Origin of the sequence: Corynebacterium sp. PCR 32, from assembly GCF_037464985.1 — a bacterium.
GTDB lineage: Bacteria > Actinomycetota > Actinomycetes > Mycobacteriales > Mycobacteriaceae > Corynebacterium > Corynebacterium kroppenstedtii_D.
In genome coordinates, this window is record NZ_JBAHVL010000005.1 from 151,855 (window position 1) to 176,394 (window position 24,540).

Sequence of the window (24,540 nt, forward strand, 5' to 3'; positions counted from 1 at the left end):
TGTTGGGGCCTGCTCCCCAACACATATTACGAGCAACACAGCATCAGCCTCACAGGATGGATCACGAACAACAGTCCAGTATCGACTGGGTTCAGCCATGCTGGGTATAGCCGGGTAGACTCTGGGGCCATGCATGTCCGCCGTGGTTGTGAACGAGTCGTCGATTTTTTAGCTGGGTCCTGGCTAGGTCGCTTTGTCGTCACGTTGATTCTTAGTGTCGTTCTCTATTACCACTTCTTCGATATGTTTAATACCGGTGACTTCCGGTATCACATCGACCTTGATGTGTATCGGTCTGGCGGCCAAGCCTTCGTGCGCGGCTGTGGTCTTTATGATCGTGACTATCCTGTTGAGGGCATTAATCTTCCCTTTACTTACCCTCCTCTCGCAGCAGTCTTATTTGGTACTCTTACCTGGTTTTCTCTCGATGTCGACACCCTGTTGATCGTTCTTGCGACGACGGCAACAACCTGGTGGTGCGGCGCAATCCTCATCAATCATTTCACAGGTCCAGCACGGACATCGACGGGTGACAAAGCATCCTCGGCGTCGGGTGTCTCATTTTCACGGGCAGCATGGCTGTCGTACATGATTTTGCCATTGGTTCTCTTGGGTGAACCATATACCCATACGTTGAGTTTTGGTCAGATTAACGTTTTCCTCATGGCACTGGTGTTGCTTGATACTGCGGTTAAACACACTCGGTGGCCTCGTGGAATATTTATTGGTTTGGCAGCGGCGATCAAGCTGACCCCCGCAGTTTTTGGTCTTTTCTTCCTTGTGAAGCGGGATTGGAAATCGGCAATCATGTGTGTGGTATCCGGAGTGGGGTGGACGGCATTAGGCTGGGCCCTTCTTCCTGAGGATTCGAAGGATTATTGGACCGTGGAAATCCGCAATCCTGATCGGATTGGCGGTTTGGCGTATGCGGGAAATCAGTCACTTCGAGGAATGATTGCGCGCTTCACGAGTGACGCGACTCTCCAGTCACGGTGGTGGATGGTACTCAGTACGCTGACATTTGTTCTGATCGTTACGGTGATGCTGCGACTTATACGAACTGCGTCGCCAGTACAGGGCAATAATGAACCTTCTGTCGTAGGCGCCCGTTATGACGACCAGACGTTTACGGTGGCTTTACTATCTGCAACTAGTCTCGTTGCTCTTCTCCTTTCCCCGGTGTCGTGGTCCCATCATTGGGTATGGTTCTTGCCATTCGTCATTGTGACATTTTATGCTGCATGGAATTCACGAGCACGGGTCTCCCGTTGGCACAACGCGGTAGTGTGGATTGTTGCGATTCTTGGGTTATCGATCTCAACGGTGACGCCGTTCCATTGGTTTTTCCCGAATACGGGTGATAATGAGCTTCGCTGGTCGTTAGTACAAAAAATCTTGGGAAGTGATTTCGTCGTATGGGGTTTTCTTTTTTTGGGGACGATGGCCCTATTCCCCAGGGCTTTCACCACTGAGAAAAGCTAGTCGATCATGACTTCCCTGCAGATGGGTCCGTCGAGTCCAGAGCATGCTGCCTCAAATAGTAAAACGACTCTGACAATTCGTTTGTGCGGTATGTGTCTTGTTGGTGGATTGTCCGCCGTCTCACTGGTATTCACATTCTGGTCGCTTCATGTCTCTCACATCCCGACGAAGTCCGCTGACCGTGATGGCGCAGGCCATCACATCCGTCTCGGTGGCGCGGAGGGAATTACCTTGCTTCCGCGAAACATGGTTGACTTCGAGGTTTACCGGGCGGGAGCGCAGGCACTTGTACACCATCACTCGCTCTACAATGTCACTTTTTCAACGAGCGAGCATGATCTCCCGTTTACGTACCCTCCGTTTGCAGCGTGTGTAATGGTGGGCTTCTTAGTGTTGCCTATGGCTGCCGGATTAGTGGCTCACTCGATCGTCTCACTCGGCGCGATTCTTCTAGCTACAGTCATTCTTACTCGACATTGGGAGGTTCGGTGGCGGTATCTCGCTGCAGCTATGGTCGTCGTATCAGAGCCGGTCCGAGCAACCCTTTCTTTTGGTCAGGTTAATTCCTTGTTGCTTCTCCTGGTTGTTTGTGATTGGTGGGTTCTCGCGGAGAGGCCTCCGAGGTGTCAATGTCACAGGATGACCGGTGTCTTGACGGGGATCGCAGCCGCAGTGAAGCTGACGCCGGCAGTGTTTATTCTCGTTCCTCTCCTCCGCCGTGACTATGCGTCAACGGTGCGGTGCCTGTTCTCCTTTGCGGTTGCGACCGGTCTTGCCGCGGTAGCAGCACCGCATGATTCCTGGTCATATATCAGCCATGTGGTGTGGGCGACTGACCGGATCGGAGAACCCACCATTGTTGCGAATCAGTCTGTTAAGGGAGTACTCGGGCGCGCCACCGCATCCTTTCCGGCGACATGGGCACAGTCAGGTATGACGAGCATTCTTTGGGCCGGTGTCATTAGTGCTCTTCTTCTCATGCTCCTTCTGGTGGCGAGACATATATCGCGGCGGTCTGTAGAACCGCCTGGTCTCCAGGATGGTGGCAAGCACAGTCATGCTTCCCGCTATGTCCTTCCCTCCATGGTCGCACTGGTCGGCCTTCTGGCCTCGCCGGTGAGTTGGACCCATCATTGGGTATGGGCACTTCCTGTGATCGTCACATTATGTGACATCGCTGTAGCCGGGCCTTCATCATCGATGGACGAACGACGGCAGGCCTTTCACGTCCGGTCAACGTGGTTCGCAGTCGCTACGTCGGGTATATTCCTCGTTGGAGCTGTGTGGTGGGCACCTGCATTATCGCAGTGGGCAGTCGCCACAGTTTCATGGATTTTCCCTGATGATGTTGCCTACGGGGGGCGTATGGGCAACGTCGTAGAATCAATATTGCTGGTCATATCCACGTGTCTACGGAACGTTTACGTTCTATGGGCTGGGTTCGCATTTGTAATATTGGTTTCTGTAGCTCGGTCCCCGGCCCAACGACGGAGGAGAAACATACGTTCATGGCTGCTTTACCGGTGACAGGTCGATCTCGTTCCCGCCGCGGTATCGCGATTCCGCGTGGTATGTCAGCTGCGGCGCCATCGACATCGTCGGCCCGTGGGCCCCAAACTTCTCCACCTGCCTCAACGGCGACGTCGCCACAAACAAGCAGACTTCTCTGGCCAGATATTGGCAAGGGAATTTCCATTGTTGGCGTGTGCATCTTGCACGCCACTATTTATATTCCCGACGGGGTTTATACCCCTGCGAATGCCATCAATGACTGGCTTGGCCCTGTGCGTCTACCCATGTTTTTCATGGTCTCTGGGTTGTTTTCATACAAAATCCGCCACCAGACTCTCGGTCAACTGTGGCATTCGCGTCTCCGATTTCTGTTGATCCCCTACTTGGTATGGGCCCCTCTCGAGCTCCTGTCCAAAATGTGGGCTAATAATTACCCTATTGTTTTTCACGACATCATGAGTTCGGTGATCCACGGGGAATGTGGGCTCTGGTTTCTCCACTGCCTGATCCTTTTCACCTTGGCAGTGTGGATTACCAAATGGCTGCCTGATCATTGGGCATTAGTAGTCAGTGTTCTACCGTGGCTGTGGCAAATGTGTAATCCCGTGACCCCGACACAATCTCATCTTTTTAACTATATGCCCGTGTATTTCGTCGGTGTTTTTATGAAACCAGCGCTGTTTTCCTTGGCGAAAAAATGGCGATCTCCAGCATGGTGGGTGGGAAGTTTCGCTCTGTTTTGGTGTGCGAAAGTGGCTTACTCCCATTTCGGCGACAGCTACGATCATCTTGTCAATATGGGAATCGCACACAATGACCGCGGGCAGATTGATGTCCTCTTCTCGTCACTCCGAGCCTTAGCAGCTCTCCCGCTGTCGATTCTGGTCTGTGCGCTCATCGCTGAGGTCCCTGTTTTAACGCGATGCTTACAACACCTCGGTCAACGAACGTTGGTCATCTATCTATTCCACATGACAGCGCTTAATCTCACGTGGGATCGTGCACTGTATGTCTTTGGTATCCGTGAAGATGTGTCCCATGCCAGTGATAATGTTCGCATGGTGTGCATCCTGGGCCTCTTCATAGTCTGCCTGGCATCAGGATGGGTAGTAGAACAGTTCAAGCGTCTCCCCATCGTCGGTTGGACAATTCGGCCTTCAATCAGCCTGTTCCCACCGATTCAGAAACGGGGAGTATCCGGCCCCGCACAGTGACTATTCGCCCCTAGCGGTGCTTAGGTTCACTCCCCCGGGGGTACCCCTTTCCCTCATTCAGAGCAGCTTTCACATCGGCGGCGTAGAAATCATCAACATACTCTTGTCCCCCGAGCTGCCGAAGCGATTCCATAATGTCATCAGTAAACGTTCTAATTCGCTCGTAGTCGTCGTTAATATGCATATAGTCTGACGGATCTAGCGGCTCCCCCACGGATAATCCCACACGAACGGGGCGGGGGAATATCGACCCGATCGGGTTAGCTTTCCGCGTATTAATCATCGCGACGGGGTATACCTTCTGCCCAGACTCAAAAGCAAGCCGAGCAATACCCGTCTTGCCCCGATACAACCGGCCATCTGGAGACCGAGTACCTTCCGGATACATCCCCATTAAATCCCCGCGCCCAACTACGTGAAGCCCTGCATTCAACGCGTCCTGTGCAGCTTCACCGGATGACCGATCAATGGGGTACTGACCCACTGAGGAAAAAAACCAGGCCTGCATCCTGCCAATACAACCGGGAGTCGTGAAATACTCACTCTTTGCAAGAAACGTGATCTGCCGCGGGCATAGCAGCGGCAAGTAAAACGAATCCATCACGGTCAGGTGATTACTTGCCAAAATTGCTGGCCCTTCGGAGGGAATCCGATCAATGTTCTTTGTAAAAGGCCTATTCCATACTCGAAGAAAAGGACCGAAAAGTATATGTTTAAATGTCCAATACCAGTGATTATTCATGACTTTCCTTGAAGCTCTCGCGCGCCAAATCAGCGACACCAATCATACCGGCTTCAGCCCCCAACGTTGCTGTTTTAATATCTGCAAGAGGTCGGTGTCCTGCCCCCACGACATTATGGCTATATGCCTGCAGAGCAGGCGTTATAAATAGATCAGAGTCTGTAGAAACACCCCCACCGATGACAATTAACGATGGGTCAAAGAAGTCATGAACCATAGCCAGCCCACGCCCCAACCATTCAGCGAAATCCTCCACGACGAGTTTCGCTAAAGGATCACCATCGTGTGCCGCCAGTGAAACATGTCTACCCGTGATCTCATCCGGGCGTGCGCGATAATCATGAAGCAAAGTCGATTCAATATCGGTGTGGGCCCCTATCATCTCGCGTGCTGTCGTGGCCAGGGCTGTCCCTGAACAGTATCGTTCCAGACACCCACGCTTCCCACACGAACATTGACGACCATCCGGCACGACGCAAATATGACCAAACTCTGGAGCTGTCCCGTAGGCCCCCCGATATATCCTCCCATTAATCATTAATGCGCCACCAATACCCGTGCCGATGGCAAAAAGAACCCAATTATCTTCATTCTGGGCACTTCCGTACCGATATTCTCCCCACGCAGCAGAATTAGCGTCGTGCTCCAAACGAACAGGGAGATGAAGACGCTCCTCTAGACGATCCACGACATCAGCCTCGCGCCACGGGAGATGTGGCGCGTAGCGCACAGTCCTACAGTCCGGGGTCAAGAATCCTGCGACCGCTATACCAATCGCCTTGATTTCATGCCGGCACTGTAGCTGTCGCACGATCTGCACGACACCATCTTCCAACGCACGCGACGAGGCTGGGGTGGGAATCTGCTCCGAATCGATGATTCTTCCCTCGTCGGTAACAACCGCGCCACGCAGGTTCGTGCCACCAATATCAAAGCCGACAGTAAGAGGCTGGAGAGCTGCGTGATCGGACATCAATACCTTTCGTTGAGTGGCGTCGAAGAACACAGTGGTTCGGCCAGCGGTTGATGACATACTCCCGACGACGTCACTGGCGACCGGCTAACTTATTTAATCTAGCCCGTCGAATAAAGCATGAGCCAATTGTGGCCCCCTCACGGACCATGACCACTCGCTTTCAATGTGCCGACGACCCTTATCTCCCATGGTGGCAGCCCAGGTTGGATCAGCGAGCAACCTCGTGACAGCATCAGCAATCTCATCTAGTTTTCTACCATTGACGACAAGCCCCGTCTCACTGTCGAGAACCGTCTCAGGCGCTCCTCCTCCATTGCCTGCAACGACGGGAATCCCGCACGCTTGTGCTTCCAGAAAGACGATGCCAAGGCCTTCAACGTCAAGCCCGCCGCCCACTGTCCGGACCGGCATTGCGAACACATCCGCGCAGCGATAATAGTCAGGGAGTGCATCAAAGGGGACAGGCCCTGTCGTCACTAGCGCGTCGCCGACTCCCAATGCTGACGCTCGCGCCATGAGGGATTCTCTCCCCGTGCCGGGACCTACGATGAGGAGTTTGACCTGCGGAATACGCTGACGGATGCGTGGCAGTGCTTCCACCAGCATGTCTTGCCCTTTTCGTGGCACAATTCGTGAAATACAGGCCACCACTGGTACCCGATCTAGACCATACTCCCGACGAATACGGTCCCTCGCAGCAGAGTGTGGCGAAAAGCGGCTCAGGTCGATACCTGGTTGGAGCGACACCCATTGAGGGTTCGGCCCAAAAGCACGCTGCGTTCGGCGTCGGGCATACTGAGATACGTATGTCAGGGTGTCAACGCGAGAACCAATGAGACGAAGAACCTGGCGGGCCACGGGAATCATTGACCATCCAATTTCATGGCCGTGGGTGGAGGCAACAATCTTCCGAGCGCCGGCACGACGAGCAGCCGAGGCCATAACACCAAGAGGTGTGCTTGACCCAAACCAGACCGTGTCAATCGACCATGCTCGAATAATGTCCTGCATGCGTCGAGCCGTCCGGGGCGTCGGCAGCATCACCTGATGCGGCCACCGGATCATGGTGAAAGGCACCTCATGGTCAAACTTCTGAGCTGCCTGTTCGTCTTGTGTAGACGCAAAAACGACTAGGCGATCGGGCTCAAGAGTCTGAATGAACTCATAAAGGTAAGTTTGGATCCCGCCCAGGGTGGGCGGGAAATCGTTGGTCACAAGCAAGACCCGAGGAGACTGACCCATAGAGCCAGATTCTATGAGACAGGATGGTTCTATGGGGCCAAGTGGTCTCAGTACCGGCGTGCCCCGTAGACGGGCATCGAATTAACACCGACCACCTGGACAGGAATACCGTAGTCAGCTGCGTGAACAATACGCCCATCGCCAATATAAAGTCCGACGTGAGTGGCGCCTGGATAGTAGCCGATGACGTCGCCCGGTTGGAGATCACTCATTGACACTGGAGTTCCCCCGGCCATCTGCGCACCGGATGTGCGAGGAACAGACTTCCCTGCCTGCCGATATGCCCAATAAATCAGGCCAGAGCAATCGAATTCGTCGGGGCCTATAGCGCCCCACGCATACGGCGCACCGAGTTTTGACAGAGCGGCATTAACTACTGCGTTAGCAGATTTGATCTGGTCTTTACCCAGGTGAATCGGACTATTTTTATCTTGCCAACGACGACGTTCATCTCCAGAAAGATGATCGATAGCTGTCTTAATCTGGTCGGTCTGTGTTTTAAGCTCCGCCTGTTTAGCCAACAACTCTTTTTCTTGCTTACTCAGTGTGTCGGACGCATTCTGAGCAGCATCTTTCGCTTTGGTTGCGGTTTCTCGCTCTTTGTCAGCCGAGGTTAGCTCACGTCGATACTGATCCAGCGTGTGCTGTCGCCCCGTCACCAACGCGTTCATGTACGAGGCCCGATCAATCGCATCCTGTGGATTCGAGGCGCCGATATAGGCTGTCGCAGGGTTAACGCCAATTTTCCTATACCGTGATAACGCGATTTGATCTACTTTCATTCGAATCGCATCAGCCCGTTCTGACGCCGTCCGCGCAGCATCGGATTTGCTATCAACATCTCGTTGGGCCTGTTTGAGCGTTTGATCAGCACCTTTGATCTTGTCCTCAAGATCTTTGATCATTTCCGCGGTGTGCTCAGCGTCGCGGGAGATTGTCGACATTTTAGCGAAAAGATCATCCCTGTTCGCCGGCAGAGGCGCCGCCGGTGCGGGGTCAGCATGAGCAGCGGTGGGGCTAACTACCGGGAAAGCAAGTAGGGCCGGGAGAGACGTCGCAGCTACTGCTGCTCGAGCATACCGCGACATGACCATATTTAGACGCACGTGGATACTCTTACCACCAATGCAGTAAAAAATCACCTTGACCAGTAAAAATGTTAAGAAAGTTAACTGTATTGTCTGTGCTCACATTCCATACACCCCTCCAGCCCCTCCAACCCATAACAACAGCCCCTTATTGCCACAAAAGCGCCCAGTACGTTCTGGGCGCTGTGTCGTTATTCGACCAAAAATTGGGCTAGGAATAACGAGTAGCAGAATAGGTTTCCATGTAGGCCATCGGAATTACAGAGACCGTCTGCCCCTCCTGTGGAGCGTGGACAACTTTTCCGTCACCAACATAGACACCGACATGATTTCCGCCATAGAAGCCAACAATGTCACCCGGCTGCAACGCATCGAGCGAAACAGGTGTTCCCCCGGCGAGCTGAGAGTCTGAGGTTCGAGGAATTGCGATCCCAGCCTGCTCATATGCCCATTTCACCAGCCCGGAACAATCGAATGCAGCCGGACCCGTTCCACCCCATGCATACGGGGACCCAAGCTTAGACTGAGCAGCTTCGGCGATCTTCTGTCCGATACTCTGGATGATGTCAGCAACGCTAGGAGCTGGGGTCGGCGCAACAGCCGGAGCTGGGGTGGCAACCGGGGCAGGCGCAGGTTCACCCGAATTGATGGCAGCGACAGCCTCAACCGGTGGAATGTGAGCCTGAGCCATGTAGTCATGAATCTTCTGGTTCAGAACATCCTGAGCCTGCTGTAACTGATCAGGGACAGGGACCGTGTACTGAGTGTTCGGGACGTGAACCTCAGTCGCAGTTGCGTTCCCCGCACAAACGATTGCAGTAGTAGCGCCAAGACCCACAGCAGAAGCGGCGGCAATTTTGCGGCCAGTGGATGCGCTCTTGCGGCTATGCTTAGCCATTCGTGTTTCTCCGATGCGTATCGACGGTCAGATGTCTTGCGGCCCCTGCCGCTCTACAAAGTCTCGAAAAGGTTACGAAATGGATGCAGCTCGTGTCCAACTCAACCCGCCGTAGCTCTAAAATTTCGTCTCCAACCCGGCTATGTAACAGAAATGTTACCTTGAAGACAGCCTGATAGCTACCCCACCTAATATCAACCCAATATTCACGATATGCAGGAAAAATGCTCCGCCATAATAGCTAATTCCTGTTGTCACCATGTACACATCACAGCCCATCGTAGAACAGTTGTGTCTTTTGTCACAATTTTCGGGGCGTGACTTCACGTACCTCTCCAGTCACACGCGTTACAGACATAATGGGAATGCACAGTCTTCGTTGTACGCGCACATCGTGACCCGCTCTCCCCTATGCCCCTATGCCCCAGCCGCATCATTCACCACCGTTACAGACAACCGCCATGTCCACCTGATCGCTGATGATCAGCTCACCCCGTGTGTACATTTCCGCTCACGATCTGGCGAGCTTTTATATATAAGGCATAGCGGTTAAACTTCGTCGATGCTTGAGGTAATACATCAATGGCAGTAATAGTCGACGTCTCATCTCTCATCTTCTGCCACAAACCCGGAATATCGATACGATTGTGTGCGCTCACGGGGTGAAGACCAAAGCCCGTGAAGCCGAGCTGATTGCACGGTTCCACCCACCATGTAATCGCCGCTCCACAGAGCTGCACCGATACTGGTGGATATCACCACCTCCGTCAGGGTCACGAGCCCCTTCACGAGCCACCATTGTCCGGAGCCCACGATCACACATAGCACGTGGTCTGTTCCGATCACGGAGGAACACTGTCATGGGGGCATCTCTACTCGGTGTAGGAGCTCCTTGTGCACCAGACTTTCCGTTCGACAGCGCCACCAGCTGGGCGCCATGCCTGGCAACAGCTGAAGATTGTCTTTCCGCCGGACTACTACCAGTAGCTTGTCGACATGGTTATGGTTGTGGCAAAGAAGGGGAGATCCGACCGTGCTGCCATTAGGCGTGATGCTGTACCACTGTTACTCTCACCACGGCCACCAGCCAGGCCTATCGTGCGTTCGCCACGTCTCCTGAAATGAGGTTGATGGCGCCTGATGATGCAGGCGGTTGGAGCCCTTTTTGTTTTACAATATGGGCGTCTGGGCTAGCTCTAGTCATGTCGCTAGGGGCGGGGCACACATCGGCCATTTGCGTATCATCAAGCGGTGGATCAAAAAGTCAGGCGTGTCCGGCCGGCCCTGGATGTAATGGGTGGGCACTACCAGTCAGTGACCCTCGGCGCTTTGAGGAATGGGGCACTCAGGCAAGAAAGCTGCTGCCACCTAGGCCTGGTTCCTGCGGGGCTCTGAGAGGGACGTTGTGTACTCATAGTAGCGCTACCCCGCATTCGTTCACTCATGAATGCGGGGTAGCGTACACGCGGTGTCAGGTGGCTCTGAGCCTGAGAGGTTTCCTGTGCGGTCGAGACGGGACCACACAGTGATCAGATTCCTACTTCTCGTCGAGACTACGACGGAGCTGACGATTGTGCTCCTGCAGATCCTTCAACATATCTTTTTGCTCACGGTGATTGGCGTGCTCAATCTCATCAGCACGATCAGCGATGCCTTGCGGGTCCGGCTTAAAGAATGAACCGCGGCCAGGCTGACCAGCGTATCCAAGTTGGTTCATCTGTTTTGGCACCGGAGAACCTTCGTACTCTAATGGAATCGCATGACCATGTTCATCAACGGGGCCTAATGGCTGGTGAACTTCAATGAAACCACCCGACGGCAACGCCTCGATGGTACCAGTGGCAACACCATGCTCGAGGACTTCACGATCGGAACGTTGCAGGCCAAGGCAAATGCGATAAGTACAGTAGTAGACAATCGGCGGAACAAGGACAAGTCCAATACGTCCGACCCACGTCATGGCATTGAGGGAGATCTGGAAGTGGTAGGCAATCAGGTCGTTCATTCCGGAGATAGTCAGCAAGAAGTAGAAGCTGATGGCCATCATGCCGAGTGACGTACGCACTGGAACGTCGCGGGGGCGCTGCAGGAGGTTGTGGTGAAGGTCATCGCCAGTGAGTTTCTGTTCGATGAACGGATAGGCAACCAGCAGTGCAACCAAAACGCCAAGCATGATCGCAACCCAGAAGATGGCGGGGATGGTGTATGGACCAATGTACAACTCCCATGCAGGCATTACACGTGCAGCGCCGTCGGTCCACAGCATGTAGATATCAGGCTGTGAACCTGCGGATACCTGGGCAGGGTTGTATGGACCGAGGTTCCAAATAGCGTTGATTTGGAAAATACCACCGAGCAAAGCCAAAACACCGAAGGTGATCAATCCAAATCCCATGCCTTTCAAGGCGAAGACTGGGAGAATACGGACACCAACAACGTTGTTCTCTGTACGGCCAGGCCCAGGGAACTGTGTGTGCTTCTGATACCACACCAAGGCGAGGTGAGCGGCAATCAGAGCCAGGAGGATACCTGGGATGATGAGCACGTGGGCGATATATAGGCGGTCAATAATGATATCGCCTGGGTAGTCACCGTTGAACATCATCCAATGTAGCCACGTACCGATGATGGGGAGGCCAAGGATAATAGCCGACATGATTCGCAGGCCAACGCCGGAAAGAAGGTCATCAGGTAGCGAGTACCCCATGAAGCCTTCAGCCACGGACAGCAAGAGTAGCACGCAACCGATAACCCAGTTGGCTTCACGCGGCTTGCGGAATGCGCCAGTGAAGAAGACACGGAACATGTGCACCGTAATGGAAACGGCAAACATCAAAGCTGCCCAGTGGTGAATCTGTCGGATGAACAGACCACCCCGAACTTCGAAGGACAGGTTCAGCGCGGTTTCATAAGCACGGGACATTTCGACGCCGTTAAGCGGTGCGTAGGCCCCGTCGTAAATGACCTTACTCATCGATGGGTCGAAAAACAGAGTTAGGTAGGTACCAGACAAGAGGAGTATGACGAATGAGTACAGCGCAATTTCGCCAAGCATAAACGACCAATGGGTCGGGAATACCTTATTGATCTGGCGTCGAAGGCCCGACGACATGGTGTAGCGTTCATCCATGTTCCGAGCGGCTTGCGCCATGTGCGATGGATAAGTCTTGGTGGTCATGAACGACGCTCCCAGAAGGCCGGGCCGACGGATTCAACGAAGTTACCCTTTGCGTAAAGGAAGCCTTCGTCATCCACAGCGATGGGCAGTTGCGGAAGTGGACGTGCAGCTGGGCCGAATACCGGTTTGCCATAGTGTAATGCGTCGAATTGGGACTGGTGACACGGGCAAAGAATTCGGTTAGTCTGCTGCTCGTAGAGGGAAGTCGGGCACCCAATGTGTGTGCAAATCTTCGAGTATGCGTAGAAATCGCCGAAGTGGAAATCCTCCTGACCCTTACGCTGAATAGCACGTTTAGCATCACTATGGCGCAGGCGGATCAGCATGACCGAGTTGCGGGAGCCATGGATCGACTCCATGTGCGCCTCGTACACGTCAGCGTTCTTGTTGAATTTATCGTTGTCATTAACGACGTCTTCGACGAGCGGGAAGACAGTTTCCATAGCACCGGCGTTGAGATCCTCAGGGCGCAACCGTACCAAGCGGCTAATTCCGCGAGTCTCGTATGATTCTCCAGTGGCTGTGTAACCACTCTCATGTTTTTCTGCGGTCACTCCGGTGTCACGGCCAAGGTAAACTTTTTTACCTTTTTCAGTAAGAGTCCATCCAGTTGTCCACAAGGTCCCGTCACCCTGGATGTTCATTCCCTTTGCCTTAGGCTTCCAGGGGTTTTTGATCATTCCACCAACAGGGAAAACCAGAGCAATACCGGCAGCAACTGCACCTGTACCCATGATCCCTTTGAGGATCTTACGCCGACCAAGGGTTGATGTCTCCCAGGAGTCATTGAGCAGAGCAACGATGGTTTTCTGGTCAACTTCCTCGGACGGTCCATCATGACGGCGCTGGACAGAAATTTCTTCAGGAATGAATTTTTTAGTGAACTTCACTGCACCGATGCCGAGGCACAGGATGGCAAGCCCCATGAACAAACCAAAGAGTGGGGTGTACAGGGAATAGAGCCATAGGCCATGCTCGCCAAGTCCCTTGTATTTCCATGGCCAGAACAGGTAAACAGCGATGAACGCGATAGCGAACACTGTGCCGAGCAGGAACCAGGAGCCAACACTACGAACTGCGCGCTTTTCCTCCGGATCATTATCGATAGGAAAACGCTCTTTACGATACGCAACTGTGACTCCGTCAAGTTCAGTACCGAGACGAGCAAGCTCGTCATTACTCATGGCGGCTAGCTCTTCAGAAGTGTATTTCTTGGTGATGTTGTCACTCATGACCGCGTTCCAATCCATAGTGCCGCACAGATCATAACGGTGATGCCGCCGATCCACATCAACAAACCTTCGGTGACCGGACCAATCCCGCCCAGGCCATAACCACCTTGTGTGGGTGTCTCCTGTTGAGACTTAATGAAGGCGATGATGTCCTTCTTTTGGTCTGAAGTGAGCTGGCGATCAGAAAATTTTGGCATATTCTGCGGACCGGTCAGCATTGCCTGGTAGATCTCTTGCTCATTAGCGGGATCAAGGTCAGGAGCATACTTGCCGCCGGAGAGTGCGCCGCCCTTACCAGTGAAGTTGTGGCACGAAGCACAATTTAGCCGGAAGAGGTCCGAACCGCGAGCAATATCTTCCGGTTGGATTTTTCCGTTGTAGTGATCGCCACGGAGCGTTTCCATAGCGATATTCCCGTCCTGGTCGTGGACGATGTCGGGTCCACCCCCGCGGGAATGGACATAGGCGGCAAGCGCGAGTGTTTCCTCTTCAGAGTAACGAGCTTTCTTGCGCTCGACCTGGGCTTCATTTCGCGTCATCGGCATGCGCCCAGAATGCACCTGGAAGTACACAGCACCCGCGCCAACGCCGGTAAGCGCGGGACCGCGATCTTTCACGCCCTGAAGGTTCGAGCCGTGACATGTGATACAGGCGACGTCGTAGATATCTTTACCCTGTGAGACAAGAGCTGCCTGATCTTTGTCAGCGTTCGCAGTCTGAGCGTCAGGGGTTAATGCGTCAGCAAGAAAACCTGCACCAGTCAGGCCGAGGGCCAAGGCTACAGTGCTCGCAAACGTGCGACGTAGCTTTCGGCGGCCACGGACCTTCTTGGCGTGGTGCACAGTGTCGGTTCCGGTCTCCACCGCGGAACCCGACAACGTGCCGGAATTGTTGGAGTTAACCATCATTTTCCCTTTATGTCGTCATGGAAAGTGAGGGCGGTGTGGTGGCCAATAAGGCCAGGCCCGGCCTACTGAATGAAGTAGATAGTGATGAACAGCCCGATCCACACAACGTCAACGAAGTGCCAGTAGTACGACACCACAATGGACGCTGTCGCCTGGGCCGGAGTGAACTTAGCTTTGTAGGTGCGCAAAAGCACAACCCCGAAAGCTAAGATTCCAGCAAAGACGTGCACAGCGTGAAATCCGGTAGTGATATAGAAGCACGAACCGTACACGCTGTGCTGAATCGTTGCGCCTTCGAGGACAAGGTGTGTGTACTCGTTCACCTGGCCACCCAAGAAAACAAGCCCCATCACGGCAGAAATGGCGTACCAACGGCGGAGAGCAAAAACATCACCTCGTTCCGCCGCAAACACGCCCCACTGCGCCGTGAACGACGATGCAACCAGGATGATGGTAAAGAACAATGCCAGTGGCACGTCTAACTTCACATCCGCCGGGGGCCAGTCTCCGCCGGCATTTGCGCGCGACACAAAGTACATCGCGAACAGGCCAGCGAAGAACATCAATTCCTGAGACAGGAACACAACAGTTCCGACACTGACCATGTTTGGTCGGTTCAGTGTCGCAACACGCTGCGGTGCTGCCATACCTGAGTTTCCTACTGCGCTCGTCACGCTAGTAATTATGGCTGACAGCCCCCTTCAAGGTCACTTTGAGGCTCCTAAAAGTCATGGGAACTCTCAAAATTGCAGGTCACAACCATAGTAAAATTAGGGGGGAACCCTAATCGGGGGTAATGGGAACTTTCACTGTGTTATAGACGACGTCCCGCCCGCAAAGTCACACTCCCCGCGAGCTGCACACTCAACACGGACGAATACTCAACAGACCTCAAGCACCTGTCCGGTAACGTCATAGCAACACACCATCGCTCGTTATGGAGTTCTTATGACCACCAATTGGACAGACATTCTCAATGATATTGCCAATGGCTGCGACCTGACACCCAGTCAAGTAGCTGCTGCTATACGGTCAATTATGGTAGGCGAGGCCTCTGCTGCAAAAATTGCCAGTTTCAGCTATGGGATCCGAGTAAAAGGTATCACTCCAGCTGAGCTAGAGGCTGCAGCTTCTACAATGTTGTCTTTCGCCGATCCGATTGAACTCACCGATCCTGCACACAACTGTCCACATACTGCTGTCGATATTGTCGGTACCGGCGGGGATGGCAAAAACACGGTCAACGTGTCGACAATGGCGGCGCTACTCGTCGCAGCTATGGGTGTCACAGTAATTAAGCATGGCAATCGCGCAGCATCGTCACGTTCAGGCGGCGCAGACATGCTAGAAGCACTCGGGGTCCCCGTCACGCTATCCCCCGCCGATATCAATCGCATGATCGCGCGCCACAACTTTGCATTCATCTTCGCGCGAACCTACCACCCGGCGATGAGACATGCGGCGTCTGTACGCTCCGATATCCAAGTCCCTACATTATTCAATCTTCTCGGACCGATGACGAACCCCGCCCGACCATCAACTGGCCTAATCGGATGCGCGTTTCCGAGCATGACAGCGGTAATGGCGGAGGCGTTCGCTCACCGAGGAGACAGTGTCCTTGTGGTACACGGTCACGACGGGCTAGACGAATTTTCAGTATCAGGCCCCACAGATGTCTTTGTCACTCATGGTGGCGTTGTGGACCATCACGAATTCGACCCGCAGTGCTTCGGTTTCTCATACTTCCCCGTCGATGCGCTCAGAGGAGGTGACGCGTTGACGAACGCAAGGGTCGCGCGTCAGCTATTTTCCCTTGATACATCCTCAGAGGCGCTTCCTTGCAATATGAATGCGGTAGAAAATGCTGTCCTCTTTAGCGCGGCGGGAGCGCTTGTAGCTGTGAATGGGGTTGGCACACGGACATTCCACGACGCAATGCAGGAAGAGCTTCATCGTGCTCAGGAAGCGCTGTATAGCGCAGAAACCCGCCAACGCATCCATAACCTCATCACCGATAGACCGGCTTTCCAATAACAAGCCACGGTGACGAAGTGGGTGGTTGAATGCGACCCAGGTCCATGAGCATGCCGCTACAACAGAGAATCAATAAGGAAAGAGCACCCGCGCCAGGAAGGGTACGCAGGTGCTCTACATATATTTTTTATATTCGAGTGACGGAAACAGCCCGCACAATTGTGCACCCAGCGCGCGCAATATCGATCGTCGGTCTCAACGTTCACTGAATGGAGAACTCAGGATTCCCTTAGTGCTTTTCAGGTGGCGTTCCGTACTGCAAGTTTAGTTTAACTGTTGCCCAAAATGTGATGACCGCGCCAATTCCAATCATCCAATAGGCCCAGAAAACAACCCCGTATCCCAGGACAGCAACACCACAAGTCATAGCAAACGGCCAGATCGAACTTGGGCTGAAAAATCCGAGCTCTCCAGATCCATCAACTTGCTCAGCTTCCTCCCAGTCCATCGGGAGAACATCTGCGTGGCGTTCTGTGATGTGGAGATAAACACCAAGCATTAATGTCATCAATGCCCCAAGCAGAAGCCCGACAGAACCTGCCCATTCAACACCACTGATGGATCCATCGTCATTGATGTACTTCGTTCCCAGGACGTACATCACAGTCATGATCAGGATAAAGACTGTTAGCCCGTAAAACAGTCGCGATGAGGATTTCATTACGTTGCACTCCTAGACTAAGACTGTTCAGCTTGGTTCTGATCGACGTAGTTGTCATTCGCACTACGGGTGTCCTCACGCCCAGGCAAGAACGGATGGGTTGAGGTGGCGTACGGCTTCTCACCAATCTTCTTCAGTGCATCAGCGTTGGATGCGCCCGGGTGCTCACTACGGAACTTCATGTAGTCACGGAACTTGTCCGGGCTGACCACACGAACCTCAAAGTTCATCATCGCATGGTAGGTACCACACATTTCAGCACAGCGACCAACGAAAGCGCCTTCCTTATCGATCTTTTCAATCTGGAATGTGCGGTTGGACTTGTTTGCCTCTGGATGCGGGAATGCATCACGTTTGAATAGGAACTCGGGCACCCAGAACGAGTGGATTACATCTGCAGACGCGAGATCAAACTGGATAGCTGTCTGCGACGGCAAAACCAAGACCGGAACTTCGTCCGTCGTTCCCACTGTTTCAATCTTGTCGAAGCGGAGATATGACAGATCACTCTTCGAGCGGCCGTGGATTGGGTTGGCTGCGCCATCCTCCCCACGGGTATTGCTCTCAATCTTTCGCGTACCGTTAGCCGCGGCTTGAGCAGAGTTATCACGCCCATGATAGGCTTTCCCACCCATCAGAGATCCGTCAACTTCGTCATAACCGAACTTCCAGTTCCACTGGAACGCTGTGACATCGACCTTCACCTTGGGGTCTTTGTCCATCGCAGTGACTTTATCTTCCGTCTCTACAGTGAAGAAGAAAAGGACCATCACAATGATGATTGGAACTGTGGTCAATACAAGTTCCAGGGGAACATTGTACTGGGTTTGACGTGGAAATTCCCCCTCACCCTTCTTTTCTTTTCGCTTCGCGCTGAATGCAAAAGATGAGTAGAACATCAGGATCCACATGATGATGCCAACGATCCACGCAGCTACCCAGGTCCAGACCCAGAAGTTACCAATTTCCTTAGCCTCAGGGGTAATACCGTCGGGCACGCCAAAGCGAAGAAATTTGAAGAAACCGTTGTCGGGTGGCGCTACGCTACATCCAGACAGCAGATAGCTACCGGCTGTCAAAACGCCAGCTAGTCCTAGCTTGCGCGACCAAGTGCGCATTTTTCGCTGTTCCACGTGTGTTTGCCTTCCTGATCCACACCAGGTTGAAAAAACGCTGGGATTCATTCCTCTCCTAGTTAGGGTAATCCATTGGGAGTAATAAACCATCATGGGCGGGTCGTGAGAGTTCCCTACTGCACCAAAAAGTTCCCGTTTTCGGTAAAAATCTTTCTAGGCTCGACGGTGACTCAGCACAACACCCACTCCTCATCCAACGTCGACAAGTATCTATGCTGGCATTTTCCTGACAAAATTGCCACAATACCCCATGCTTGTGGGTTGATCTCTCTACCCAACACCCATAATGTTATTCGCGTCACAATTCCCCTACATAGGGTAAGCATGGCGTCCGCACCCACAGAACAGACTCACCATAACGTGCGGATACTAAGTGCGATGCGCAAACACCTGTTACCCACTTCCCCAAGACACCTACCCGGCCGCTGAAAGTTCCCACCACCACAAACATGGCACCCCATCGCGGCTCGCACTCTCCCCCTTCACACGACTAGAGTCGAGAGGAATTCTGCAACGGCTACCCCTCACAGATGCACCTCGGGGACGCACATCACGGTGGCCGGTAGATACACAAAGGTATATATAAAGAAAGGCCTTATTGAATGTGCGGTTTGCTCGGACTCATCGCTGCTAGCGGTAACGCGGAAGATTTTGTTCAGGCCACTAGTTCGTCACTGTCTTGTATGCGCCACCGTGGTCCGGATGAGGATGGCACCTGGAACGACAGTGATGTCGTCTATGGATTCAACCGGTTGTCCATCATCGACCTCGCACATTCCCATCAGCCATTACAATGGGGGCCAGATGGCCAAGAGAACAGATACGCTCTGACATTCAATGGCGAAATCTACAATTATCAAGAACTTCGCAGTGAACTAAAGGCACACGGATACACCTTTGCAACTGACGGCGATAGTGAAACCATCGTCGTGGGCTATCACCACTGGGGCCACGATGTTGTCCAGCATCTTCGCGGCATGTTTGCGTTCGCAGTATGGGATTCCATCGAACGAACAATGTTCCTTGCACGCGATCAGTTCGGTATTAAACCCCTCTATTGGGCGACGACACCCAAGGGCACCTTCTTTGGTTCTGAGAAAAAGTGCCTCTTGTCCATTGCACAGAACGCGGATATCGACGTATCACTAGATAAACGAGCCGTCGAGCATTACATGGATTTGCAGTACGTACCTGAACCTGAATCCTTGAACACAGGGATTCGGCGTTTGGAATCAGGCTGCTGCGCGACGGTGACACCAGGCCACAAGCCGAACATTCATCGGTGGTTCACTCCCCAATTCCCCGTAAAAACAGTAAGCAAAGAAAAGCTCGACTCAGAGATCTCAAAAATTCAGGAAGCCCTCGAAAACTCGGTTGCCCAGCACATGCGTGCCGACGTCACCGTTGGCTCGTTCCTGTCGGGAGGCATCGATTCAACCGCCATCGCCGCACTCGCTAAACAACACAACCCAGATTTACTTACGTTTACGACAGGATTCGAACGCGAAGGATACTCCGAAATTGATGTCGCCGCCGAGTCCGCAGAGGCCATCGGAGTCAAGCATATTGTTAAAATTGTCTCCCCCGACGAGTTCGCAGAGGCCGTCCCACGAATCATATGGTATCTCGACGACCCGGTAGCAGACCCAGCCCTGGTGCCACTCTATTTCGTTGCAGCAGAAGCACGAAAACACGTGAAGGTTGTGCTATCCGGCGAGGGCGCCGACGAGCTCTTTGGCGGATACAACATCTACCATGAGCCGTTATCACTGGCAGGATTCGACAAGATCCCCAACTTCGCAAAGAAAGGCCTACGCTCAGCAGCACAACGTCTCCCCGAAGGAGTTCGTGGAAAATCCTTCTTAGAACGCGGCACCACCCCACTCGAGGAAAGATACTACGGCAACGCGCGATCCTTCTCCTTCGCTCAACTACAGCGAGTCATCCCCTGGGCTCGGAAAGACTGGAACCATACAGATATCACGGCCCCGATCTATGCACAATCGCGCGGATGGGACCCGGTTGCGCGAATGCAGCACCTTGATTTGTTCACATGGCTACGCGGTGACATCTTAGTCAAGGCTGACAAGATGACCATGGCCAATTCACTCGAACTCCGCGTCCCCTTCCTCGATAAAGAAGTGTTCGCCGTCGCACAGACCCTCCCCACGAGCATGAAACTAACCCAGGGAACATCCAAGTGGGCCCTGCGCCAAGCAATGGAGCGCATTGTCCCCCCACACGTGCTTCATCGTCGTAAGCTCGGATTCCCCGTACCCATCCGTCATTGGCTCGCCGGCGACGAACTCTACAGTTGGGCACAAGATATTATTACGTCGTCCCACGCCGGAGACATTGTTGATTTGGATGCCACCCGCTCGATGCTTGAGGAACACCGCTTATCCATGTCAAGTGGATCAGGCCCGGATCATTCTCGCCGGTTGTGGACGGTGCTTGCATTCCTAATTTGGTACGGCATCTTCGTCGATAACACCATCACCCCCGACATTCCAGAACCAACATACCCCGTCGAAGTGTAAGTAACCGCTCAGATCCAAAGACAGAGGTGCCAACCGCGACAAAGCCCACGGTCGGCACCCACAGAAACGGGGATTCTTTATCAGTTAAAAGAATCTCCACATGCACAGGACCCCTGCGCGTTCGGGTTATCGATAGTAAACCCCTGCTGCTCAATCGTATCGGCAAAATCGATCGTCGCTCCTGCGAGATACGGGGCGCTCATGCGATCAACCACCAGTTTTACGCCATCAAAATCATCAACAAGATCACCGTCCAGGGTCCGGTCATCAAAGAACAGCTGATACCTCAATCCAGCACAACCCCCCGGCTGCACAGCAATGCGCAATGCTAGTTCATCGTTCTGTTCTTGGCTAAGCAGAGACTTTGCCTTCGCTGCAGCGGCGTCGGTCACATTAACGCCAGTTGTCTTTTCCGGTGCAGTCATGCACATCTCCTAACTCGAGACACAACGATCTCTCACGCCGTCTTGGGTAATGAGTGGACACTACCGTACTCCACATCAATTCAAAACGCACTGTACCTTAGGTTTATTTCACCTCACCACGCACCCCATTACCGCCTCATTCACCGTAGCTTCCACTCTTTCTTATATCCTTAAGCACGTGAAGATGCCATGGACAACGTCGAAAAAAAATTCGGAAGACCCTCAGCGAACCGATGGCTCGATACCGGTAGACAAGACTCACAGTGTCGCGAGCACCTCGGACACGTCCTCCACCCCCAAAGGATATACACCACCCAAGGGTTATGCTACGCCTAAACGCAATGAGGTCGAACGGCAAAAAGGGGTGCGCAAGTCCGCCTACAAAGCTCCCCAAACCTCATCAGAAGCACGTGAACAACGCAAAGCGCTAAAAAAATCCATGACCAAGGAAGAGTACAAAGAACTCAAGCGTAAAGAACGCGACGAACGTGCCCGACACCGTGAACACACCCGTGAACGCATGATGAGTGGCGACGAACGCTACCTACTGGAGCGAGACCGCGGTCCAGAACGACGACTCATTCGTGACTGGGTGGATTCCCGCCGACTATTCGCTAATACTTTCATGCCAATCGTTATTGCGCTGCTCATTCTCATGTTCGTCACAACAGCCACACGCAGTTACCTACTGAACAATCTCTTGTCCCTAGCTGGCATGATTCTCTTAATCTTGATCATCCTAGACGGTGTTTTATCAGGCCGCCGAGTCGCTCGTTTCGTTCACAAGCGCCATCCTGATACTGCTTTGTCCAGCTGGTCAATGGGTTTTTACGCCTTCTCCCGAGCCTCCATGGTGCGGAAATTCCGTACCCCACGCCCACAAGTTGCCATAGGCGACAGTATCTAGCAACACACACCCCGGTCTTGCCCGAGGATCACGGCGAGCTCCGGGCAATGCTGGCAAGGTCCGTCCCTTCACAACTAATTCTGTGTCACCCCATCCACATCATCGCCGTCACAGATCACGTGACGTCGACCCGTGGAACTCAACGGTGACTCCAATGCAACATCCCGCTTACATAGAGAGAAGCAACAGTGCGCGATCCTTCTTTCCCCCCTATTTCTCCCCCGGACAGCCATGTCTATGCCACAGCTCACCAACGACATGCGCAGCCAACTAAGCCAGCCGGCTCATTGGGACGTTTGGAGGACCTCGGATGCTGGATTGCTGCATGTCAGGGCCAGTGCCCACCCACATCCCTTGAGCACGTAACCACAGTGGTGTTCGCTGGAGATCATGGTGTCGCTAAACGGGGTGTGAGCGGCCATTCCGAGACCACAAGCACACAGATGGTATCAGATATCGAAGGCGGCAGCGCAGTTATCACCACCCTCGCACAGCGTGCCGGGACAACAGTTCGCGTGGTCGATGTCAGCCTTAACGGGGACTCGGGCGCATCAACACACGTCCGAAATAGTAGCGGGTCGATTGACTGTGAAGACGCGATGACCCGCGATGACTATCGTCAAGCACTTCACGTCGGAATCGACATCGCCGACCATGAGATCGACGCCGGAGCAAACCTACTTATTGCTGGCGATCTTGGCGTCGGAAATACCACCCCTGCGGCAGCACTAATTGGCACGTTCACTGGGACGGAGCCAGTCGTCGCCGTCGGCAGGGGCGCTGGAATCGACGACGAAGGCTGGAAACGTAAAACAGCTGCTATCCGTGACGCGATGTATCGTGTTCATAACATTCACGACGAAACCGCGAGTGTACTTCAGCTCATCAGTTCGCCGGATATTGCAGCGATGGTTGGATTCCTTGCTCAAGCAGCAGCCCGCCGCACTCCCGTCATCGTGGATGGAGTTGTCGTCTGCGCAGCTGCCCTTGCCGCAGAACGATTAGCTCCTGGCGCCAAACAATGGTGGCTTGCAGGCCATCGTGGAACCGAGCCATCACAGGACATTGCCCTTCGCGAACTGGGACTAACCCCGCTTGTTGACCTTGGAATGCACCTAGGCGAAGGAACGGGGGCGATGGTTGCACTCATGATTGTTAACGCAGCCGTAGACATCCTCCGCACTGTGGCCATCGCCAACGATGCACGTTAGCACGCCACATCGCAACGAGGACGCCTGTCGGTGCTAATCACGAGGCCCAACCTTGGTGTGTACAAGGACATCGACGACCCACTTCCCACACTTGCGCGAAGTACCGCCCAATCACCTAAAATGTTCGTAAAGGTGACAAACTCGAGCATGTTTGCCATGCTCAATGCATATCACACACCAAACCAGATAGCAGAATAGGAGCTACATAATACGAAAGGCTACATCTTTCAAAAAGGATCTACTTTCGCCTCATAACCTCCTCGGATGGTGATGACTGACCATCTATTGAGCTAGATATCTCCACAAGTGATACAGTTCACCTTTAAAGAAAACTACCCTCAGCAGCTACTACTTCAGAGAGTAAAATAATCCTTTTGGGAACTCATATTAAAATATGATATTGGTTTCCTAAAAACAGATCCCTAAACACATAGAATAATCGAAATGACACTAGTTTATATCTTAAATCCGGTCATGATCGGGAGCAAAAGAATCTTCTGAGCTATTCATTTGTGGTTCATACTCTATCCGCTTAATCGCACTTGTATGGGATTCTTCTCCAAAAAGATCTCGTATGAGCGCGGCAGCCATATCCATCCCCGCAGCAACCCCAGACGACGTCCAGCGATTTCGATCACTTACCCATCGGGACTTTGCTTCCCAGACTACATTCTTACCGAAGGTACTGGCCCATGAGAAGCTGTACTTGTTGCTTGTGGCTCTATATCCTTCGAGCAACCCAGCCGCTGCTAAGACCGCAGAACCCGTACATACCGAACAGACCAGTTGTGCTTTGTTCCCTGTTTGCTCAAGCCACCTTAAGAACTGCTTGTCGCCCACTAATGTTCGTGTCCCCTTGCCACCCGGAACTAGAATAATATCAGGATCGGTAATATCGACGTAAGCCGCGGTCGGAACGACGGAGGCGCCCGGATTAGCCTTAACTGGTTCAAGATTTGGTCCTACGTAGTCTATGCGAACATCTGGGATTAGACCGAATAATTCCGCGGGACCGAAGACGTCAAGAACCTCAAACTGATCGAAAAGGATAATCGCAAGGTGCCGGTTTGTAGAGGCTTCATTCATATTAGTCAATACCTGAGATATTCTTCTTAGTGGTCGCTACGACGGTTGCCGCATCACAATGAGGACGC

The 24,540-nt window shown here is 53.1% G+C and carries 21 protein-coding genes; 7 read left to right on the top strand and 14 right to left on the bottom strand.

What is annotated here, in order from left to right; genetic code table 11:
• Positions 1-129 precede the first annotated feature (129 nt).
• From V5S80_RS07785 to V5S80_RS07795, 3 genes are read left to right on the top strand one after another with little or no spacing between them, the layout of a single operon-like run.
• On the top strand, positions 130-1,482 hold the full coding sequence (locus V5S80_RS07785) for a glycosyltransferase 87 family protein (protein ID WP_395170196.1): 1,353 nt from the start codon (positions 130-132) through the stop codon (positions 1,480-1,482).
• A gap of 6 nt (positions 1,483-1,488) precedes the next feature.
• Positions 1,489-3,009, top strand: a complete 1,521-nt coding sequence (locus V5S80_RS07790; RefSeq protein WP_395170197.1) for a glycosyltransferase 87 family protein — start codon at positions 1,489-1,491, stop codon at positions 3,007-3,009.
• Entirely contained in the window at positions 2,991-4,208 is a 1,218-nt protein-coding gene (locus tag V5S80_RS07795) for an acyltransferase family protein (protein WP_395170198.1), read from the top strand. Before V5S80_RS07790 ends, V5S80_RS07795 begins: the two co-directional genes overlap by 19 nt.
• A gap of 10 nt (positions 4,209-4,218) precedes the next feature.
• On the opposite strand, the gene V5S80_RS07800 is transcribed toward V5S80_RS07795, so the two are convergent.
• The 10 genes from V5S80_RS07800 to V5S80_RS07845 form a co-directional block, all read right to left on the bottom strand.
• Entirely contained in the window at positions 4,219-4,950 is a 732-nt protein-coding gene (locus tag V5S80_RS07800; RefSeq protein WP_395170199.1) for a lysophospholipid acyltransferase family protein, read from the bottom strand.
• Entirely contained in the window at positions 4,943-5,923 is a 981-nt protein-coding gene (locus tag V5S80_RS07805; RefSeq protein WP_395170234.1) for an ROK family glucokinase, read from the bottom strand. Before V5S80_RS07805 ends, V5S80_RS07800 begins: the two co-directional genes overlap by 8 nt.
• A gap of 96 nt (positions 5,924-6,019) precedes the next feature.
• Complete coding sequence (locus V5S80_RS07810) at positions 6,020-7,168, bottom strand: glycosyltransferase family 4 protein (protein WP_395170200.1); 1,149 nt, start codon at positions 7,166-7,168, stop codon at positions 6,020-6,022.
• 47 nt (positions 7,169-7,215) lie between these two features.
• Positions 7,216-8,274, bottom strand: a complete 1,059-nt coding sequence (locus V5S80_RS07815) for a C40 family peptidase (protein WP_395170201.1) — start codon at positions 8,272-8,274, stop codon at positions 7,216-7,218.
• 193 nt (positions 8,275-8,467) lie between these two features.
• A complete protein-coding gene (locus V5S80_RS07820; protein ID WP_395170202.1) occupies positions 8,468-9,154 on the bottom strand; it encodes a C40 family peptidase in 687 nt (228 codons plus the stop codon).
• A 488-nt stretch (positions 9,155-9,642) separates the two neighbouring features.
• Entirely contained in the window at positions 9,643-9,813 is a 171-nt protein-coding gene (locus tag V5S80_RS07825) for a hypothetical protein (protein WP_395170203.1), read from the bottom strand.
• An 878-nt stretch (positions 9,814-10,691) separates the two neighbouring features.
• Positions 10,692-12,332, bottom strand: coding sequence for a cytochrome bc complex cytochrome b subunit (locus tag V5S80_RS07830; protein ID WP_395170204.1), 1,641 nt, complete (start codon positions 12,330-12,332; stop codon positions 10,692-10,694).
• Positions 12,329-13,564, bottom strand: a complete 1,236-nt coding sequence (locus tag V5S80_RS07835) for a ubiquinol-cytochrome c reductase iron-sulfur subunit (protein WP_395170205.1) — start codon at positions 13,562-13,564, stop codon at positions 12,329-12,331. Before V5S80_RS07835 ends, V5S80_RS07830 begins: the two co-directional genes overlap by 4 nt.
• Positions 13,561-14,472, bottom strand: a complete 912-nt coding sequence (locus V5S80_RS07840; RefSeq protein WP_395170206.1) for a c-type cytochrome — start codon at positions 14,470-14,472, stop codon at positions 13,561-13,563. The genes V5S80_RS07835 and V5S80_RS07840 overlap by 4 nt, the downstream gene beginning before the upstream one ends.
• 62 nt (positions 14,473-14,534) lie before the next feature.
• Positions 14,535-15,146, bottom strand: a complete 612-nt coding sequence (locus V5S80_RS07845) for a heme-copper oxidase subunit III (protein WP_395170207.1) — start codon at positions 15,144-15,146, stop codon at positions 14,535-14,537.
• Positions 15,147-15,420: 274 nt separating this feature from the next.
• Between V5S80_RS07845 and trpD the strand changes: the two genes are divergently transcribed.
• Entirely contained in the window at positions 15,421-16,506 is a 1,086-nt protein-coding gene (trpD, locus tag V5S80_RS07850; RefSeq protein ID WP_395170208.1) for an anthranilate phosphoribosyltransferase, read from the top strand.
• Between the two features lie 229 nt (positions 16,507-16,735).
• Here trpD and V5S80_RS07855 read toward each other — a convergent pair whose 3' ends face one another.
• Positions 16,736-17,167, bottom strand: coding sequence for a cytochrome c oxidase subunit 4 (locus tag V5S80_RS07855; protein ID WP_395170209.1), 432 nt, complete (start codon positions 17,165-17,167; stop codon positions 16,736-16,738).
• A gap of 17 nt (positions 17,168-17,184) precedes the next feature.
• Positions 17,185-18,300 (bottom strand): cytochrome c oxidase subunit II, encoded by a 1,116-nt coding sequence (locus V5S80_RS07860; RefSeq protein WP_395170210.1) that lies wholly within the window; start codon positions 18,298-18,300, stop codon positions 17,185-17,187.
• A 605-nt stretch (positions 18,301-18,905) separates the two neighbouring features.
• Here V5S80_RS07860 and asnB point away from each other — a divergent pair.
• A complete protein-coding gene (gene asnB, locus V5S80_RS07865) occupies positions 18,906-20,843 on the top strand; it encodes an asparagine synthase (glutamine-hydrolyzing) (RefSeq protein ID WP_395170211.1) in 1,938 nt (645 codons plus the stop codon).
• Positions 20,844-20,923: 80 nt separating this feature from the next.
• On the opposite strand, the gene erpA is transcribed toward asnB, so the two are convergent.
• Positions 20,924-21,268: an iron-sulfur cluster insertion protein ErpA gene (gene erpA, locus V5S80_RS07870; RefSeq protein ID WP_395170212.1), complete on the bottom strand. Its 345-nt coding sequence runs from the start codon at positions 21,266-21,268 to the stop codon at positions 20,924-20,926.
• A gap of 184 nt (positions 21,269-21,452) precedes the next feature.
• On the opposite strand from erpA, the gene V5S80_RS07875 reads away from it, so the two are divergent.
• Positions 21,453-22,175, top strand: a complete 723-nt coding sequence (locus V5S80_RS07875; protein WP_395170235.1) for a DUF3043 domain-containing protein — start codon at positions 21,453-21,455, stop codon at positions 22,173-22,175.
• A gap of 188 nt (positions 22,176-22,363) precedes the next feature.
• Positions 22,364-23,386 carry a nicotinate-nucleotide--dimethylbenzimidazole phosphoribosyltransferase gene (cobT, locus tag V5S80_RS07880; RefSeq protein WP_395170213.1) on the top strand — a complete coding sequence of 341 codons (1,023 nt, stop codon included), beginning with the start codon at positions 22,364-22,366 and terminating at the stop codon, positions 23,384-23,386.
• A 462-nt stretch (positions 23,387-23,848) separates the two neighbouring features.
• Here the strand turns inward: cobT and V5S80_RS07885 are convergent, their stop codons facing one another.
• Positions 23,849-24,472 carry a DJ-1/PfpI family protein gene (locus tag V5S80_RS07885; protein WP_395170214.1) on the bottom strand — a complete coding sequence of 208 codons (624 nt, stop codon included), beginning with the start codon at positions 24,470-24,472 and terminating at the stop codon, positions 23,849-23,851.
• Positions 24,473-24,540 lie beyond the last annotated feature (68 nt).

Bases quoted from the DNA above. Each gene is read 5' to 3' on its own strand.
- V5S80_RS07800 (WP_395170199.1), bottom strand. From the start codon at position 4,950: ATGAATAATCACTGGTATTGGACATTTAAACATATACTTTTCGGTCCT.
- V5S80_RS07790 (WP_395170197.1), top strand. From the start codon at position 1,489: ATGACTTCCCTGCAGATGGGTCCGTCGAGTCCAGAGCATGCTGCCTCA.
- V5S80_RS07805 (WP_395170234.1), bottom strand. From the start codon at position 5,923: ATGTCCGATCACGCAGCTCTCCAGCCTCTTACTGTCGGCTTTGATATT.
- V5S80_RS07875 (WP_395170235.1), top strand. From the start codon at position 21,453: ATGCCATGGACAACGTCGAAAAAAAATTCGGAAGACCCTCAGCGAACC.
- V5S80_RS07810 (WP_395170200.1), bottom strand. From the start codon at position 7,168: ATGGGTCAGTCTCCTCGGGTCTTGCTTGTGACCAACGATTTCCCGCCC.
- V5S80_RS07785 (WP_395170196.1), top strand. From the start codon at position 130: ATGCATGTCCGCCGTGGTTGTGAACGAGTCGTCGATTTTTTAGCTGGG.
- V5S80_RS07795 (WP_395170198.1), top strand. From the start codon at position 2,991: ATGGCTGCTTTACCGGTGACAGGTCGATCTCGTTCCCGCCGCGGTATC.
- V5S80_RS07885 (WP_395170214.1), bottom strand. From the start codon at position 24,472: ATGAATGAAGCCTCTACAAACCGGCACCTTGCGATTATCCTTTTCGAT.
- trpD (WP_395170208.1), top strand. From the start codon at position 15,421: ATGACCACCAATTGGACAGACATTCTCAATGATATTGCCAATGGCTGC.
- asnB (WP_395170211.1), top strand. From the start codon at position 18,906: ATGTGCGGTTTGCTCGGACTCATCGCTGCTAGCGGTAACGCGGAAGAT.
- V5S80_RS07830 (WP_395170204.1), bottom strand. From the start codon at position 12,332: ATGACCACCAAGACTTATCCATCGCACATGGCGCAAGCCGCTCGGAAC.
- V5S80_RS07835 (WP_395170205.1), bottom strand. From the start codon at position 13,564: ATGAGTGACAACATCACCAAGAAATACACTTCTGAAGAGCTAGCCGCC.
- V5S80_RS07855 (WP_395170209.1), bottom strand. From the start codon at position 17,167: ATGAAATCCTCATCGCGACTGTTTTACGGGCTAACAGTCTTTATCCTG.
- erpA (WP_395170212.1), bottom strand. From the start codon at position 21,268: ATGACTGCACCGGAAAAGACAACTGGCGTTAATGTGACCGACGCCGCT.
- V5S80_RS07840 (WP_395170206.1), bottom strand. From the start codon at position 14,472: ATGATGGTTAACTCCAACAATTCCGGCACGTTGTCGGGTTCCGCGGTG.
- V5S80_RS07820 (WP_395170202.1), bottom strand. From the start codon at position 9,154: ATGGCTAAGCATAGCCGCAAGAGCGCATCCACTGGCCGCAAAATTGCC.